Origin of the sequence: Streptococcus minor DSM 17118 (assembly GCF_000377005.1) — a bacterium.
Lineage (GTDB): Bacteria > Bacillota > Bacilli > Lactobacillales > Streptococcaceae > Streptococcus > Streptococcus minor.
In genome coordinates this window covers 63,975-81,006 of sequence record NZ_AQYB01000033.1, presented here as the reverse complement: position 1 = coordinate 81,006, position 17,032 = coordinate 63,975, and the positions used below count along the sequence as shown (strand labels likewise).

9 protein-coding genes and 1 pseudogene are annotated in these 17,032 nt (G+C 42.5%); all 10 read right to left on the bottom strand.

Annotated features, from left to right (window positions below; translation table 11 throughout):
• Positions 1–8: 8 nt before the first annotated feature.
• Positions 9–1,841, bottom strand: a complete 1,833-nt coding sequence (lepA, locus tag F602_RS0106725) for a translation elongation factor 4 (protein WP_018167202.1) — start codon at positions 1,839–1,841, stop codon at positions 9–11.
• Between the two features lie 146 nt (positions 1,842–1,987).
• Complete coding sequence (ndk, locus tag F602_RS0106720) at positions 1,988–2,413, bottom strand: nucleoside-diphosphate kinase (RefSeq protein ID WP_018167200.1); 426 nt, start codon at positions 2,411–2,413, stop codon at positions 1,988–1,990.
• Positions 2,414–2,735: 322 nt separating this feature from the next.
• The gene (addA, locus tag F602_RS0106710; protein ID WP_018167198.1) at positions 2,736–6,386 is read right to left on the bottom strand and encodes a helicase-exonuclease AddAB subunit AddA; all 3,651 of its coding nucleotides are present in this window, start codon (positions 6,384–6,386) and stop codon (positions 2,736–2,738) included.
• A gap of 26 nt (positions 6,387–6,412) precedes the next feature.
• Positions 6,413–9,631, bottom strand: a complete 3,219-nt coding sequence (gene rexB / locus F602_RS0106705) for an ATP-dependent nuclease subunit B (RefSeq protein ID WP_018167197.1) — start codon at positions 9,629–9,631, stop codon at positions 6,413–6,415.
• A 262-nt stretch (positions 9,632–9,893) separates the two neighbouring features.
• Positions 9,894–12,173 carry a DNA helicase PcrA gene (gene pcrA / locus F602_RS0106700; RefSeq protein WP_026183345.1) on the bottom strand — a complete coding sequence of 760 codons (2,280 nt, stop codon included), beginning with the start codon at positions 12,171–12,173 and terminating at the stop codon, positions 9,894–9,896.
• A 147-nt stretch (positions 12,174–12,320) separates the two neighbouring features.
• Positions 12,321–12,483 (bottom strand): annotated as a pseudogene (locus tag F602_RS11110) (ClbS/DfsB family four-helix bundle protein); the annotation flags it as partial.
• A gap of 37 nt (positions 12,484–12,520) precedes the next feature.
• The gene (locus F602_RS0106690; protein WP_018167194.1) at positions 12,521–12,925 is read right to left on the bottom strand and encodes a DUF6608 family protein; all 405 of its coding nucleotides are present in this window, start codon (positions 12,923–12,925) and stop codon (positions 12,521–12,523) included.
• A gap of 120 nt (positions 12,926–13,045) precedes the next feature.
• Positions 13,046–14,395 carry a glycoside hydrolase family 32 protein gene (locus tag F602_RS0106685; RefSeq protein ID WP_018167193.1) on the bottom strand — a complete coding sequence of 450 codons (1,350 nt, stop codon included), beginning with the start codon at positions 14,393–14,395 and terminating at the stop codon, positions 13,046–13,048.
• A gap of 30 nt (positions 14,396–14,425) precedes the next feature.
• Positions 14,426–16,036 (bottom strand): ABC transporter substrate-binding protein, encoded by a 1,611-nt coding sequence (locus F602_RS0106680; RefSeq protein ID WP_018167192.1) that lies wholly within the window; start codon positions 16,034–16,036, stop codon positions 14,426–14,428.
• A 107-nt stretch (positions 16,037–16,143) separates the two neighbouring features.
• A complete protein-coding gene (locus F602_RS0106675; protein ID WP_018167191.1) occupies positions 16,144–17,031 on the bottom strand; it encodes a carbohydrate ABC transporter permease in 888 nt (295 codons plus the stop codon).
• Position 17,032: the final 1 nt, after the last annotated feature.

Genomic DNA, 17,032 nt, shown 5'->3' with positions numbered 1-17,032 from the left:
CACAATCTTTATTTTTTCTCATCTTCATCCATAGACAGAACGCTAAGAAAGGCTTCTTGTGGCACTTCCACAGACCCAATGGCCTTCATGCGTTTCTTACCAGCCTTTTGCTTTTCAAGAAGCTTACGTTTTCGGGAAACGTCACCGCCATAACACTTGGCAAGAACATTTTTACGCAAGGCCTTGATGTCAGAGCGAGCCACGATTTTTTGACCAATAGCCGCCTGAATGGGCACTTCAAACTGCTGACGTGGGATAATTTTCTTGAGTTTTTCAACAATGAGTTTACCGCGCTCATAGGCAAATTCCTTGTGGACGATAAAGCTGAGTGCATCGACCTTATCACCGTTGAGGAGGATATCCATCTTGACCAGCTTGGATTTACGGTACTCTGAAATTTCATAATCAAATGAGGCATAACCACGAGTGGAAGATTTGAGTTTATCAAAGAAGTCAAAGACAATCTCCGCTAGCGGAATTTGATAGATGACATTGACCCGATTTTCATCGATATAATCCATCGTCACGAAATCACCGCGCTTGCGCTGAGCCAATTCCATGACGCTACCTACATACTCTTGTGGTACCATGATTTGTGCTTTTACATATGGCTCTTCAATACTATCCACCTTGGTCGGGTCTGGGAATTCGGATGGATTAGATACTTCCACCATCTCTCCATCTGTTGTATGAACATGGTAAACCACCGATGGAGCTGTCATGATGAGATCGATGTTGAATTCACGCTCTAGACGCTCCTGGATGACATCCATATGAAGAAGACCCAAGAAACCACAACGGAAACCAAAGCCTAGGGCTTGAGAAGTTTCAGGTTCAAATTGAAGACTGGCATCATTGAGTTGTAGCTTTTCCAAGGCTTCACGAAGGTCATTGTATTTATTTGATTCGATAGGATAGAGACCGGCAAAGACCATCGGATTCATCTGCTTGTAGCCAGAAAGGGGGGCTACAGCTGGATTGTTGGCCAAAGTAATGGTATCCCCGACACGAGTATCTGCAACGGTTTTGATTGAGGCAGCAATGTAACCAACATCCCCAGTTGCTAAGACATCACGACCCATAGCCTTAGGAGTAAAAATCCCAACTTCCGTCACATCAAAGGTCTTCCCATTAGACATCATTTGGATGGTATCACCGGGCTTAACCATACCATTGACGATACGGACTTGGAGGATAACGCCACGATAAGGATCATAAACCGAGTCAAAAATAAGCGCTTGGAGAGGTGCTTCAATATCACCAGTTGGGGCTGGGACTTTTTCAACGATTTGCTCTAGGATTTCATCGATTCCAATTCCTGCCTTAGCAGAAGCTAGAACCGCTTCTGAGGCATCCAGACCAATCACATCTTCGATTTCTTGCCGCACACGCTCAGGATCAGCTGCGGGTAGGTCAATCTTGTTGATAACAGGCATGATTTCCAAATCTGCATCTAAAGCAAGATAGACATTGGCCAGAGTTTGAGCTTCTATCCCTTGAGCAGCATCCACGACTAAAATAGCTCCTTCACAGGCCGCCAAAGAGCGCGATACCTCATAGGTGAAGTCCACGTGCCCCGGTGTATCAATCAAGTGGAAAATATAAGTTTCTCCGTCCTTAGCTTTATAGTTGAGCTGAACAGCATTCAGCTTGATAGTAATGCCACGTTCGCGCTCCAAATCCATACTGTCCAAGAGTTGGGCCTGCATTTCACGACTAGAAACGGTCTCAGTTTGCTCTAAAATCCTATCTGCCAAGGTTGATTTCCCATGGTCAATATGAGCAATGATGGAGAAGTTTCTGATTCTCTCCTGACGGTTTTTTAATTCTTCAATATTCATGTTATTTTCCTATTACAGTCAAAATTTTATTACCCTTCATTATACCATAAAAAGCCGAGTTTCTGCTCGACTTTTCGATTGCAAATATAATTGACTGAACTTTTTTTATGAAAAAAGTAAAAATGATTTTTCTCCATGAAAAAGATTTAGAGGGCATCAGAGCCAAACCAGAGAGCAATCTCTTTCTTGGCTGATTCTGCGGAGTCAGATCCATGTACTACATTGAAAATACCACCAGAATCCCCGGGTGCCTGAGCGTAATCCCCGCGAATAGTCCCTGGAAGAGCATCCTTAGGATTTGTAGCTCCCATCATGGTCCGCCAAGATGAGATGACACGATTACCCTTAATAACTCCTGCCAAGAGTGGACCTGAAGTCATATATTCTTCAATTTCGGGGAAGAAAGGTTTGTCCACTAGAGCCGCATAATGCTCTCGCAAAAGCTCAGGTGTAGCCTGCCGCATTTCCAACCGCTCAATCACAAAGCCACGGCGCTCCATCCGATGCAACACATGTCCCACCAAACCACGGCTCACTCCGTCTGGTTTGATAATAAAAAAAGTTTTTTCCATATGACACCACCTTTGTACTTTTCTTTTATTGTAACACAAGCGAGAAAGTTGGGCAAATCTGAGAAAGGTTTTATTGATTTAAATCTTGAGAGTACAAAAACAGAACCAATCATGGTAAAAATTAATTCTATTTTACAGTCCAAAAGCTAGATTGATACTAAACTAAACTTTATAAAAAGGGGCACCGATTCGGTGCTATTTTTATTGCTCATCCAATGTTAATCATTAGAAAATTTCACTATTCTATTATACTACTTTTCACTCAAAAAGCAAACGCTTACAGTCGCTTGCTTTTTGGTTTTTTAGTAAAATTTATTGTTTTTTAGACCCTTATAACCTCTACTTTTTCTCCTCCAAGAAGGATGAGGTAGGCCTCCACTTGGTCTACTTGATAAGAGCGTTGTAGGGCTTTGGCATATAGTTTCATTTGAAAGGCGTAACGATCACGAATCTGGCTAGCTTGCTGATACTGGTCGGTTTTATAGTCAAAAAGAACGATACGGTTATCAAAGACAAGATAGCCATCTACAATTCCGCGGATGACATAGTTTTCCTTACTGATAGGATCTTCTTCTAGCATGGCAAAAGGGGCTTCGCGGTAGAGCTTATCTAGATTGGATAAGATGAGTTGACCTAGTTCTGTTTCAAAGAAACTGAGGATTTTCTGTAAGTTCATCTTGTTCTTGACCTGTTCTGGAGACTGGACCTGATCTAGTGCTATCTCTACATCAGCCAAGCTGACAGTCTCACTCAAGTACAATCGTTGCATCAGCTCATGGGTGGCAGAACCAAGGGCTGTGCCTGTGATGGGGGGCTCTTTCGTCACATCAGGCAATACAAAGCTAACTGGACTTTCTTTTTTGGCAGCAACCTTATCCATGATATCTATACCTTCTGTATCCATGACAGGTTCGTAGAAAGCTTTAACTTGACTGGGAGTCCGAAGACTAGGTAGATTGATAGCTGGGGCATAGAGCTGATTGAGTTGCTCCACACTATCCAGTACTTCAAGGGCGCGCTGGATGTCGGATGACTGACGATTATCAGCCAGATTGTCAGCTTGAATGCGATTAGTCAGTTGTCCCATTTTTTCTGGTCTTAGTTCTTCCCTATCCACATAACGAATGGTGTAAGAAAGCTCCTTACTTGGAAAGGCAGCATCGATGGCCAAAAGCCAGTCTTGGAAGGATAAGAGGGTTTCCCGTTGACTGGCTGGCAAAAAGCCATTCTCGCTACTGCCATCAAATTTTTCTGTCAGCTTGTCCTTCTGGCCCTTACCGACTAGGTACAATTTTTTCTCTGCTCTGGTCATAGCAACATAGAGAAGACGCATCTGCTCCGATAGGGTAGCTAAATTGAGTTCTCTACGATTGGCTTGATAAGGCAGGGTTTCGATAGCAACTTTGAGCTGAGGTAAACTTGTCTCAACTTGCCCCTTCATATCTGCTAGGTACTTCATACCTAGACCATTTTCTCGGCTTAGAATCAGAGGAGATTGGGAGTCTTTCATACTAAAGCGTTTGTCAATATTAAGGATGAAAACATACTTGAATTCCAATCCTTTAGAGTGGTGAATAGTCATGAGGTTGACAGCATTTTTCGGAGCAGCTACTTCCACTTCCATCAAGTCTTTGTCACCCTCTAAAATCTTATCAATCATACCGATAAATCGGGCTAGTCCCTTAAAACCAGTTTGCTCGAAATTGTTAGCACGCAAGGCTAGGGCATAGAGATTGGTCTGTCGACGTTGGGCGTGAGGGAGGGCTCCTACATAGTCATAGTAGAGTCGGTCATTGTAAATCTTCCAAATCAGATCATAGAGACTGTGTTTTTTCGAAAATTGTCTCCAATCCGCTAGCACATCTAAGAATAGAGTCAACTTATGGGCTAGTTCGGGTAAAATCAGATGAGGATGTTGGCCTTGCCCAGCTTTTGCTAAAAGCATTTTCTCATAAAGCTCGATTTTTTCTGCCTGCACAGCTAGACGAGCTAGTTGATCTTCATCGAAACCAAACATCGGAGACCGTAAAAGAGCCGTTAGGGCAAAGTCGTTCAGTGGATTATCGATGACACGCAAGGTATCTAGCATAATCATGACTTCCAAGGACTTGAGGTAATTCTTCTCTCCGCCGTCGGACTCGACTGGGATGCCATGCTGTTCAAAGCTAGCAATCAAGGGCTCATTACGAGTACGAGAGGCCACCAAGAGAGTGATGTCAGAAAATTTGACCTGTTCTTCATTGTGAAGACGGATGATTTCTTTAGCTACTAGGTCAATTTCCCCTTGGCTAAAGCTAGATTCTTCCGAATCTACAATAGTCTCTACTTCCTCGGTATTGTATATCAAGACTTCTGTCTGATGCGCTGGATTTACTTCTTTTTGCGAGGCACTACCTGCTACTAAGAGATGTGTCTTATCGTAGAGTATGTCACCCACCTGCTCATCCATCAGGTGGCTAAACACTCCATTTGTAGCATCTAACACTGTGGATTGACTGCGAAAGTTCTCTTTGAGAATAATGAGTTTGCCAGCCTTAGGATTTTCTTGATAAAGCTTAAACTTGCCATTAAAAATCAGAGGATCTGCTTGGCGAAAGCGGTAGATGGATTGCTTGATATCCCCCACCATAAAGCGGTTATGTCCATTAGATAAGAGTTCTAGGAGGCGTTCTTGCATATGGTTGTTATCCTGGTATTCATCCACCATAACTTCATGATACTTGTCCTTAAAAATCTGCGCTACACTAGGATTTTCTTCCAAAATGCGGATGGCAAAATGTGCGATATCATTAAACTCAAAAGCATTTTCCTGCATTTTAACAGCTAGATACTTATCAGCAAAATCCAAGACAAAGGCCTGTAAAAGCTGCAACATGGGTAATATTGCCGATTGATGAGGTTCCAATGCTAAAATAGCAAAACTTGCCTGAGCGAGGTTTCGGAAAGGTTCAAGGTAGCTATTTCGCTCTTGATTATAGGTAGTAGCAAATGTTTTAAGTGTCTCGTCCTTCGAAGCTCCAATAGCCATGACCAAATTCCGTCCAGCAGATAAGCGGTCTATCTTGGCACAGAAAGCTTGTAAGTAGGCCAAATCTCCATGAATATCAAATGCCGCCAATTCATCTAATAAGGCTTCAACATTGTTCAAGTATTTATAGGATTTCTGAAATTCCTGCCTAACCGTCTCCAGATGGTTCTTGAAATAGGTTTCAGCCTTTGCAATCACCTCTATCAAATCTTGACCAGACAGAACTGTCTTGATGAGTTCAGCTGGTTGGATGGTCGTCTGGTTTTCATAAGGTTTGAGAAAAACGTGTTTGAGCCAATATTCTGGCGAAGCTGTTGACTGGCTAAAATTGTAAATCTGGTAGATAATCTGACGAAAAGCCCGACTGTCTTTACGATTGCCAGAGAAATTTCGAACCAAGGTTCGAAACAGTTCAGCCTGTGCTCCCTGCATATAGTCTGTAAAGAGTTCTGTATAGACTTCTTTTTTGAGGATGTCCTGCTCATGTTCATCTGTCATGATGCGAAAAATGGGAGAAATCCCCATCAAATAACCATACTGGTTGACCAGCTTCTGGCTAAAAGCATCCATAGTCCCAATATCTGCTGTTGGGATGGCAGCCAGTTGAGCAGAATAATGTTGACGCTCCTCCTCACTATTAGCTTGTGCTAGCTGTGCCATCAATCGTTTCTCCAACCGCTCCTTCAGTTCTCCCGCCGCCTTGACAGTAAAAGTGGAGATAAAAAGCTGGTCTATTCGGATGCCACGACGAATCATATCCAAGATCCGCTCAACCATGACAAAGGTTTTACCAGAACCAGCCGATGCTGAAACTAAGATATTGGTACCGTTGCTATAAATAGCGGTTAGCTGCTCAGGTGTCATCTTCTGAGTCTTATCGGAAATAGCTTCTGCTGCGATACGTTCTTGAATTTCTTGTTCGGTTAAAAAATGAATTCCTTCCATAAGATATGTTTTTGTACGGTTACTGACTAGTTTTCCGTTTCTCCTCCTTTCATCAAGTCTAGATAAGCTGCTTTTTTGCCACGACTTGGCAATTTGAGTAAGCGACGGGCTGCGCCCATATGCCGATCTGCCTCAAAATGAGTAATACTTTTGATTTGCTCACCTTGAACACTCCGACCATCTGTTGTGTAAGGATTGATAAGAAACTTGCCACTCCGAATGGTCTGTGCTGCATCTAAATAAAGCTCCTCGTTATAGTTGAGTAAGGTTTCAATTTCATCCACACTGTAAGTTGCGTTATTGAGATGGTAGGCGCCCTCTGCTAGGAATTGTTTCTCCTGCTCGGAAAATAGTCCCTTATAAACTAACTCACCACTAGCTTGCTGGCTCAAGTCTTCAAAGGATTTGGCAGTTTTCAAGTCCAGTTTTGGCTCTTGCATATGCAAATACATGGCTCCAAAAAGCTGGTCAACACTAGCACCATACTGACTGCGTAAGGCTTCTAGGTAAGTGACCAATTGGGAATTAAGACCGTTGTAAAATTTAGAAATATCAAATTGGTTGGCTCCTGATTTGTAATCCACTACGCCTAAACTACCATCCGATAGGCGGTCCACGCGGTCAATAATCCCACTAATCTGTACAGTATTTTGCAGAATCAGCTTAAATTTTTCCTCCTGAGAGGCTACTCGAATCGCTCGATTGTTTCGGAGAATCGTAGCTGTCGAACGTGCAATATCATTCAAAATAGCCTGTGAAAAACGACTTTCCTCATCTTGCTGGTAGAGGGTCTGATAATGCTTATCTTGACTGGTCTGAATGATAGCCTGCTCCAAATGTTTATCAAAATCCTGTCCATCCTCCTGTAAAGCTAACTCAAAAATTCTATGCAAGTACATACCGTGATGACGGTGGTCTGGATGGATACTGTCTAGCTCTTGCAACTGAAGGATATAGTTGAGGAAATAAAGATACTGGTTATTATAGAAAGTGGTCAAACCAGATACAGATAAATGAAGGGGTTTATCTCCTGGAAAACGAATCTGCATCACTTCATCGGATACCTTGCTAGTGGTCACTTCATCTAGAATATGTGGGATGGTCAGTCCATCTTCACTCAATCGCTTTCGTAAATAGCGGACTGCTACTGACCAAAAAGTTTGATTCTCTTTTGTCCATTTCTGATCCCAGTCGAGCTGATTGACAGCAATGACGGTAGATAATAAATCCTTATAATGCCCAATCTGATCCCCGCTTGCAGTCAGATAATCCTTTGTTTTGTCAATTTTTGGAACACCTAGTTCTATCCACTCTTTCAAATAGACAGAAAGTTCTTCTTCGCCCTCGTTAGCCACTTGAGGATAGCTCAGAACTAAAGATTGATGCGCTGCATTCAGCAAAGATAGGGCAACGAAATGATTTTTCTTCACAGTATCTGCTGATGAAATCTCAAAAGATGAGAATTTCCCTACTTTCTCGTTAATAGATTGTCTCTCTTCATCTGTCAAGAGGCTCTTATTTTGAGCCGTTTTAGGAAAATGACTTTGACTCATACCTATAGCAAAAATATAAGGTGCTGTGTGGGGTTCGACCAGATCATAGGATTTTATATTGACCACATCTACAGTGGCGGGAATAGTGCGGTAGTCAGCTGCTAGCATTCCAGAACGGAGCAAGGCTAGAAAATCATCAACTGCGAGCTTATCCTGACTAAAGATAGCGGCCATTTGCAATAACAAATCAGAAAAAACCTTCCAGACCTGTTCATGCTTCTCCATTTCCTCCACACTAGCTCCACTGGCTAGTTGTTCCATATTCGTAGACAAAGAGATAGCGTTTAAAAATTGGGATAATTTATCTAGCAGACTAAGCCCTTGCTGCGGTCGAGCAGCGAGAAAGTTGTCCAATGGCTCTATCATTCTTTTACGAATCTGATTGATTTGTACCAGATCATACTTACCTGCATGATTCGCTGTAAAATCCCGAGCGAAGCGCGAGCGTCCTTTGATATCTGCATAGGCCACGTAATGAGCAAAACGATCGACCTCCATCTCTGTAAACTGACCATACAGTCCCGTTTTCAGAAGGTTGAGGACATCTTCTGCTCGATAGTTATATCGCTTGATACGTTCTAGCGAATCCACAAAATGAACGAGCGGATGACTGGCCATAGTTTCACCCTTACCAAAATAATAGGGAATATCAAATTTTTTGAACAGTTGGCTTATTTGCAACTGATAACTCTCTACATCTCCCAAAAGAACGAGAATATCCTTATAACGAACCCCGTCAGCTAAAAGTTGCCGGATTTTCCTTGCAACGCCTTCTACTTCTTCTTTTTGGTTGCTTGCTTGCCAAATTTCTAGACTAGATGGATGTTCTGCTTTCCATTGACCATCTAAAGGTTTGAAATCATGGAGACCTTCCCAGAATTGACTAAAATGAGAGAAATCAGATGGATTGCCCTTATTTTCAACATAAATTGGTTTCACAGCGTAATCATTAGCCAAATGACGTAAAAATTCAACCGGAGCTTGGTAGATATTTCCTTGGATAAAATTGGATTGATAGGCCTTCTGACTAGCATAGGTTCCAATTAAAATGTCATGACATCTTTCTGCTAGTAGAGAAATCAGATAGTCTTCCTCAGCAGAAAACCGCGTAAAACCATCTATAATGAGGACAGTATCTGCCAATTCTTCATCTAGATAGCCATTCTCAATTTGACTAGCAAAGAGGGCTAATTTGGACTGATTTTCTATCTGATGGCGATTGAGCCAATCTGAAGCTGCTCCAAAAATTTTACATAAATCCTCTGCTTTTGCATCACCCAGATGCTGTAAATCAAGAATAGTCAGATTAGCTGTTTTTAATTCCTGGAAAAGTTCTACTAACTGCTTGATAAATGCTGAATCCTTGCGCAGGCGTCCGTAAACCTGCAATTCATTATCCGAAAATTGGGATAAGACATGGTAAAACACCATGGAGAGTCCTGTGTTATCCATGGTTTTCTTTGTCGATACATTGTTCAGCACAAAGTAACGAGCCATCTGCGCAAAACGGGTTACTGTAATGCGAAAAGATGCTTGTTGAGGCAGATCTTCTAAAACAGTGCGCTCTTTTTCAAAAGATAAAGAGTTAGGCGCAATGTAGAAAACCCGCTTGCCCGCATCTGCAAAATGCTGAGCTTGCTCAACTAAATAAGAAGTCAGATTTTGTTCAACACTTGTATAATATAATTTCATAGGCACTTCCTAAACATATCTTATGCCTATTATATCAAAAAAAGAACCAACCTGCTTTAGCAAGTTAGTTCCAATCATCCGTCAGAACTTTGAAACATTTGGCTTTTATTATCGTTTTTTCAATACATTCTTGAGAAAGTTGTAGGCTGTTCTAAAAATCTCAGCACGAAGTACTTGTTTAAACAGTGCTATCCAGCAGTGAAAGGCACTCTGTCTGCTCCTTAAGATAGCCAGACTTTTCTTTGCAACCCGTGCGGTTCTCCTACTCTTTTTTCTTGATTGGTGCAATGGCTGCCAAAACTTTCTTCAAGCCTAAACCTGGAAAGTTGATTTTCAACTCTTGTTGCTGGCCACTGCCTGATACTTCTAAAACTGTTCCCTCACCCCATTTTCTATGGACAGCAATGTCACCAATAGACCAGGTCGTGGTCGATAAAAGTGAATCAGTTGACTTCCCAAAAGGTAAGTCTCCACCTAGATGACGAACTGGTTGGGCTGCTGATTTTCGAGTTTGCAAGGCCTGTGCTAGACTCATCCCCTGACCAAACTGGCTAGTTTTTCCGTTGACATAGGAGGCCTTAAAGCTGGTATTGGCTGGCCTTGCCAATCCTTGGTAATCCAGCAAGTCAGAAGAGATTTCACGGATGAATCTACTAGGCTGATTGTAGCTGGTTCGTCCATACAACAAGCGCGAATTGGCATTTGTCAAATAAAGAGTCTTCTCTGCCCGTGTAATACCGACATAGGCAAGACGACGTTCCTCTTCTAGCTCACTTTCATTGTCAGAGGCTCGACTGAGAGGAAAGACATTTTCCTCCATCCCAATCAAAAAGACCACTGGAAATTCTAAACCCTTAGCTGCGTGGAGAGTCATAAGGGTTACTTCCGCTGCCTCGCTATCACCATCATCTGTATCCGCAATCAATGCCAAGTCATTAAGAAAACGGCTTAGCTTATCCAATCCTGTCTCTTCTTCTTCGGATTCTTTCTCATCAAAGCTCTTGGTAACGGAGAGAAATTCCTGGATATTTTCAATGCGGGCATTGGCCTCCAAAGTTCCCTGAACAGTCAGAGCCGTCATGTAACCTGTTTCTGACAATACGGCCTCTGCAAGCTCTGTTACAGTCATCTCATCCAACTGACCTCGTAACCGGTAGAGTATTTGAGCTAAATCCCAAACGGCCTGGGCAGCTTTCCCTTTAACACCCGACAGCATAATGTTATCCGCAGCTTCTAATAGAGACATCTCCTGTGCGCTAGCAAAATCACGGATTTTAGTGAGACTCCCTGGACCCACTCCACGTTTTGGTTCGTTAACAATCCGCTCAAAAGAAATATTGTCTGCTGGGTTTGCAATGACATTCAGATAAGCAATAATATCACGGATTTCCTTGCGGCTGTAGAATTTGGTCCCACCAACCATAGTATAGGGGATATTAGACTTGAGAAGGGCTTCTTCGATGGTCCGAGACTGGGCATTGGTGCGATAAAGGACAGCCATATCCTTATAATTAGCACCTTCACGCGCTAATTCATCTATCTTACCTGCAATAAAGATAGACTCATCTTGCTCATCATTTGCCCGATAGTAGACAACCTTCTCTCCCTCTTCATTTTGAGTCCAGAGTTTCTTAGGACGGCGGTTCTTATTGCGCTCAATGACATCATTGGCAGCTCGCAAGATAGTCTTTGTCGAGCGATAATTTTCTTCCAACAAAACCACCTTGGCATCTGGATAATCTTTTTCAAAATCTAAAATATTCTGCATGTCAGCTCCCCGCCAACCATAGATAGATTGGTCTGCATCTCCGACTACACAGATATTTTTAAAACGGGAAGCCAAGAGTTTGACCAGCTGGTACTGGGCATGGTTGGTATCTTGGTACTCATCGACATGGATATACTGATAACGTTGCTGGTAATAAGTCAGGACTTCAGGGTGTTGGTCAAAGAGACGTAACGTCATCATGATAAGATCATCAAAGTCCATGGCCTCCGACTGGCGCAATTCCTTCTGATACGCCTTATAGCACTTGGCCACGACTTCTGTGTAAAAATCACCAGCCTGCATGTCATAAGCTATTTCATCTATCAGGTCATTCTTTGCATTCGAAATCGTTCCTAAAATCGTGCGTTCACTCCACTGCTTTGGATCTAGATTAAGCTCCTTCATGATCCGCTTCATCAGGGTCCGCTGCTCACCAGGGTCCACGATAGTGAAATTTCGATTGTAGCCGATATGATCTGCATCCCTGCGCAAAATCCGTACACACATAGAGTGGAAAGTAGCAATCAAACTATCCTGGGTTGCAGGATTGAGCAACATAGCCCGCTCCTTCATCTCACGCGCCGCCTTGTTTGTAAAGGTAATAGCAAGGATATTCCATGGATTGACCATCTTCTCATCGATTAAGTAGGCAATGCGGTGGGTTAAGACTCGTGTCTTACCAGACCCAGCTCCGGCCATGATTAAAAGCGGTCCTTCCGTTGTTCGCACCGCCTCCGCTTGTCTGTCGTTCATTCCGTTTAATAGTGAATTCATTCTTTACTCCGTTATAAAATACTGCCTTCCTATCATACCATTTTTTACGGAAAAATGCTGGCTTGGTTGAGTGGAGATTTTGCTTTAAAGAATGAAGGTAAGAAAAAGAGAAGGTTAAATTTCCTTCTCCTTCTCTGTTTATTTAATCTTACAATTTTTTTGATGGGCCTCTTTTTTCTTTTCATCCTTGGAAAAATCAAAGGGAGTATGAAATTCTTTCTCGGACATTTTTTGAAATGAGAGTATTTAACTTCTCATAGTTTTTCTGAGCAGCAGCCAATAAATCGTCCTTTGTGGTTGGTCTTGGCACGAACATCAGCTCCTTCTATTTTAGGTTATAAAACAGATTAAACTTGCCCTTTTCCTCTTACTTTTTGACCAAACATGGCGATTGAAGAGACAATCAGAAAGAGTCCAGTATAATTGAAGAAGATGTCTCGATAGGCACTTTCTGCCAGGGGTTCGATGAATTGCCACATCCAGACCATACAAAAGACAAAAGGCAAAGTGATAGCATAAACGATGCCAGAGCGGAGGAAGACATTTTTTACAGGCAATTTTTTAGCCAAAATATAGGCCAAAACTCCGATAAAAGTAATCATAGCCCGTGTCAGTTCGTGCCAGTTGCCACTAGGGTCTTCTCTGATTCCCTGCATGAGATAGGCGATGCTGTTTACAATGGTGACTGCTGTATAAATAAAGCAGTAGATAAAAACAGCTTCTTGCAACCAAGAATTCCATATTTTTTTCATGCTACAACCTTCCCCTGAATAATTATTTTATAGTAATATTATATCACTTGTTGTCAATTTACTTAAGCATTAATAGGTAGATATCAAAAAAATCTGAAACGAAAGGTTCAGATTCTTTTTTTATTTTACTTGTTGCAAGATTTTTTTCCCTTGCAGATAGATAGCTGATGTCAGACTTTCCTGTCCATAATTCACAAAAATTTCCAATGAGTTTTTATCAAGGAAAACCTGTAAATGGTGGGCATCTATGGAAACTGAACGGCGGCTGATATCCCATTCTTCTTCACCAGTAATAGTCAATTTTTGTTGGCTGCGGTCAATGAAAACGGAACCAGCTTGGTAGCCAAATTCGATATAATCAGACTCATCCCCCAAGCGGAAAACTGCATCGTTCTGGATGTCCAATTCCAAGCGACCGATGCAATCTACCTCATCTCCGACTTGGAGCTCTGGGAAGGATGCCACTACTGCCTCCGGTACTTCCTGCCTCAGCTTTTGTCCATCCTTATGAAGGATACGAGGAAGAGTCATATTGCAGGCCCAGCCATGCTCCAATTCATGAGGAACGACAGTCCGTCCCCAGTTGTGCATCCAGGCGATGATGATGCGTTGCTCTTTATCGTCTAGGAGACTTTGAGGGGCATAGAAATCATGTCCATGGTCTATTTCTGACACAGCGGTCTGGACAAAAATTTTCTTGTCCCAGTCCACCTGACCTGCGATAGCAATCGTTGAATTGAGATTGATAAAATCTTCTTCTGTTCTCTCGTAACGCATTGGAGAAACGGTGATATAGGCTTGACCATCCAACTCAAAGAAGTCTGGACATTCCCACATGAAACCTTGGTGGGATTGACCTTTGAGGAAAATGGACTCGAAATTCCATTTAATCAAATCATCTGATCCCAGAAGAACTACCGTTCCAATTTCATCCTTGTGCTTGGCAGCCACCACTGCATAGTAACGGCCATCTTTTTCAAAGAGCTTAGGATCACGAAAATCCGCAGCGACTAGTTCTGCTGGCAAAATCTCTCCTGTCGCAACAGGGTTCTCCTGAATCTTTTCAAAATGGATGCCGTCCTTGGAATAGGCCATGTTTTGAATCTGCTCAACAGTTCCGTCATTATTGACGACATTTCCGGTGTACATGAGCCAGAGGGTATCATCTTTGACGATGGCACTGCCAGAAAAACAGCCGTCTTTGTCGTAAGGCATATCAGGAGCCAGAGCCACAGGCAAATGCTCCCACTCTACAAAATCCTTAGTTTTGGCATGACCCCAGTGCATGGGACCCCAGAAGGAACCGTAAGGATAGAATTGGTAAAAGAGATGGTATTCGCCTCGGAAAAAGATAAATCCATTGGGATCATTAATCCAGCCGATAGGGGCGGAGAAATGGGCACTTGGTTTAAAAGTCTGATTTATGGAGTTCTTCTTCTCTGAGATATAGTGATTTGCATCATCAATCATGCTCGCGGAAATCTCCTTTCTCATTTCTTATTATTCGTTTTCTTTATATTGGTCGTAGTATTTCTGTTTGATTTCAAGCCAGTCAGACAAGCCATAGCTTTCCAGTTCTTTCAGGTAGCTATCCCACTCTTCGTCGACACCACCATTTACGATCCACTCAGCCCGTTTACGGTAAATATAGTCGTTCATGTCTGCCTCAACTTGGGCAATCTTGTCCAAATCTTCCTGTTCCATGAAGACGCGAGGATAGATATTGTCATTTGTCACATAATCAAGGTAGGTCGCATGCATCAAGTCCAAACGCCATTTGGCATCGTCTGGCATGGTTGTTACAGTTCCATAGTACTCATCCAGAATCGCCAATGGACCGCCGACTTCTGTCTTCTGACGAAGTTCACCTGGAGCCGTACCGTTTAGAGGCAAGTGTTTGAGGCTGTTAGTTGCTTCATCGTATTCAAAGATGTTCTGTTGGGTCTCATCACCATATGTACCCCAGTTATTTTGTACAGATTGAATTGGCTCGTATTGTGCATCAATCCACTTAGCGGTCAACTCAAGGTTTTTATTAGCTGATGTGATGACCATCCGATCACGCTGGAAGCCCATACCGTTTGTACGAGTGATATGTTTGGTACCATCAGGACCTGCCAATACAGGCAAGATATCATAGGTATCATTCATACCAGTGATGTTGGCCTTGTCCCAAGTAAAGTAAACACCGTAGAGGTTTTCACTTCCCTTAGCTAAGTAAGTATTCCAGTCTTGTTCAAAAGCTTCTGGGTCAATCAGACCTTTTTCTTGCAAGGTGCGCATGAATTGAACACCTTCTTTATAGTCCTCGTTATCGGCAGTAAAGTCTACCGTACCATCATTATTGACTACCAAATGTTCGTCATTATCTCCGACCCCAAAGGCACCAAAGAGAATCTTGAAGTCTTCGCCGCCGTTACCGTTGACAAAGGACATTGGGATTTCATCTGCCTTACCGTTGCCGTTTGGATCTTTTGTCTTGAAGGCTTCAAGGACCTTCACCAGGTCGTCAGTTGTTTGTGGCATTTCAAGACCTAGTTTGTCTAACCATTCTGTGTTAATCCAGGCAATATCACTGACTGTATGGATAGACTCTTTTCCTTCTCCCAACTCTTCGATCCATGGGAAGGAATAGATATGGCCATCTGGGGCCGTAATCATGGAACGGTACTCTGGATTTTCATCCAAGATCTTCTTGAGATTTGGCATATGCTCATCGATCAAATCTTCAACTGGAACAATAACCCCTTGATTAGCCCAGTTCATTAACTCGACATCGGATGCCCCATCATTGTGAATCGCATCTGGGAGGTCTCCCGAAGCGATATCTAGGTTCCGTTTTTCACCAAAGTCAGACTGGTAGTTGGTCCACTCGATATGCACCCCAGTTGCTTCCTCCATGCGTTGGAAGATCAATTTTTCATTTGGATTTGCTGGCGCAAGTGGTGAACTTGCTGTCATGAATTTCAAGGTCACTTTTTCCTCGAGTGGGAATTGAACATTTTTCAGTTCATAGTCCGGACTAGATGCTTGTTCTTTCGAGCCACAAGCTGCTAAGAGAACCGTGCTAGCTAGAAGAGCAACAACTGTTTTTCCAAATTTCTGTTTCATTAGAAACAACCTCCTATTTTTTTACTTAAATATGGATAATTTTATCGTTTCCATTTTACTGCATGAACCTTTTGATGCTCAGGAAAAGGAAACTGGGTGACAAGCTATTAGCCTTTTAAGGATCCAGCCATAATACCCTTGTCAAAGTATTTCTGGAAGAATGGATACATCACAATCAATGGCAAGCTGGAGATGACAATGGTCGCATACTTAATCATTTCAGCAATCCGTTTCATCTCATTCATGGCTGCTTGAGCCCCAATCATATCCTTTGCTGGCTCACTTTGGATGAGGATTTTACGAAGAACTAGTTGGAGTGGCTCCAAATCAGGATCCTTGATGTAAATCATAGCATCAAAGTAAGAGTTCCACTGACCGACAAAGGCATAAAGGAAGAGAACAAACATAATGGGCTTAGCGAGCGGGAGCATGATTTTCCAAAAAATCTGGAACTCATTGGCCCCATCAATAACAGCTGCTTCAACCAGCTCATCCGGAATCCCTTGGAAGTAGGTTCTAGCCAAAATGATATTCCATACGTTGACCGCACCAGGAATGATAATGGCCCAAACGGTATTGAGCATTCCCAAATCCTTGACCAATAGATAAGTCGGTACCAAGCCACCACCAAAGAACATGGTGAAGACTAGGAAGGCGTTGATCCATCTCTTACCAAGCAAATCCTTTCGAGAGAGAGGATAGGCTGTCAAGACAGAGACTGCTACTGTAATAAAGGCAAAGGCAAAGGAGTAAAAGAGAGAGTTGAAGAAACCACGAAGAATGGACTTATCAGAGAATACCCGTTCGTAGCCTTCAATGGACCAGTCATTGGGGTCAAAACTGATTCCCTTACTCACCAAAGCCTGTGGATCCATAAAGGAGGCTATCAAAATATAGACCATCGGAACCACTGTAATCAAGACTAAGAATGCTAGTAAGATTTTATTGACAATCAGCATCCTTCTGTCAAATTTTGTGTACATTTGTGTATTCATG

Bases quoted from the DNA above. Each gene is read 5' to 3' on its own strand.
- F602_RS0106675 (WP_018167191.1), bottom strand. From the start codon at position 17,031: ATGAATACACAAATGTACACAAAATTTGACAGAAGGATGCTGATTGTC.
- F602_RS0106690 (WP_018167194.1), bottom strand. From the start codon at position 12,925: ATGAAAAAAATATGGAATTCTTGGTTGCAAGAAGCTGTTTTTATCTAC.
- lepA (WP_018167202.1), bottom strand. From the start codon at position 1,841: ATGAATATTGAAGAATTAAAAAACCGTCAGGAGAGAATCAGAAACTTC.
- pcrA (WP_026183345.1), bottom strand. From the start codon at position 12,173: ATGAATTCACTATTAAACGGAATGAACGACAGACAAGCGGAGGCGGTG.
- F602_RS0106680 (WP_018167192.1), bottom strand. From the start codon at position 16,036: ATGAAACAGAAATTTGGAAAAACAGTTGTTGCTCTTCTAGCTAGCACG.
- F602_RS0106685 (WP_018167193.1), bottom strand. From the start codon at position 14,395: ATGATTGATGATGCAAATCACTATATCTCAGAGAAGAAGAACTCCATA.
- addA (WP_018167198.1), bottom strand. From the start codon at position 6,386: ATGGAAGGAATTCATTTTTTAACCGAACAAGAAATTCAAGAACGTATC.
- rexB (WP_018167197.1), bottom strand. From the start codon at position 9,631: ATGAAATTATATTATACAAGTGTTGAACAAAATCTGACTTCTTATTTA.
- ndk (WP_018167200.1), bottom strand. From the start codon at position 2,413: ATGGAAAAAACTTTTTTTATTATCAAACCAGACGGAGTGAGCCGTGGT.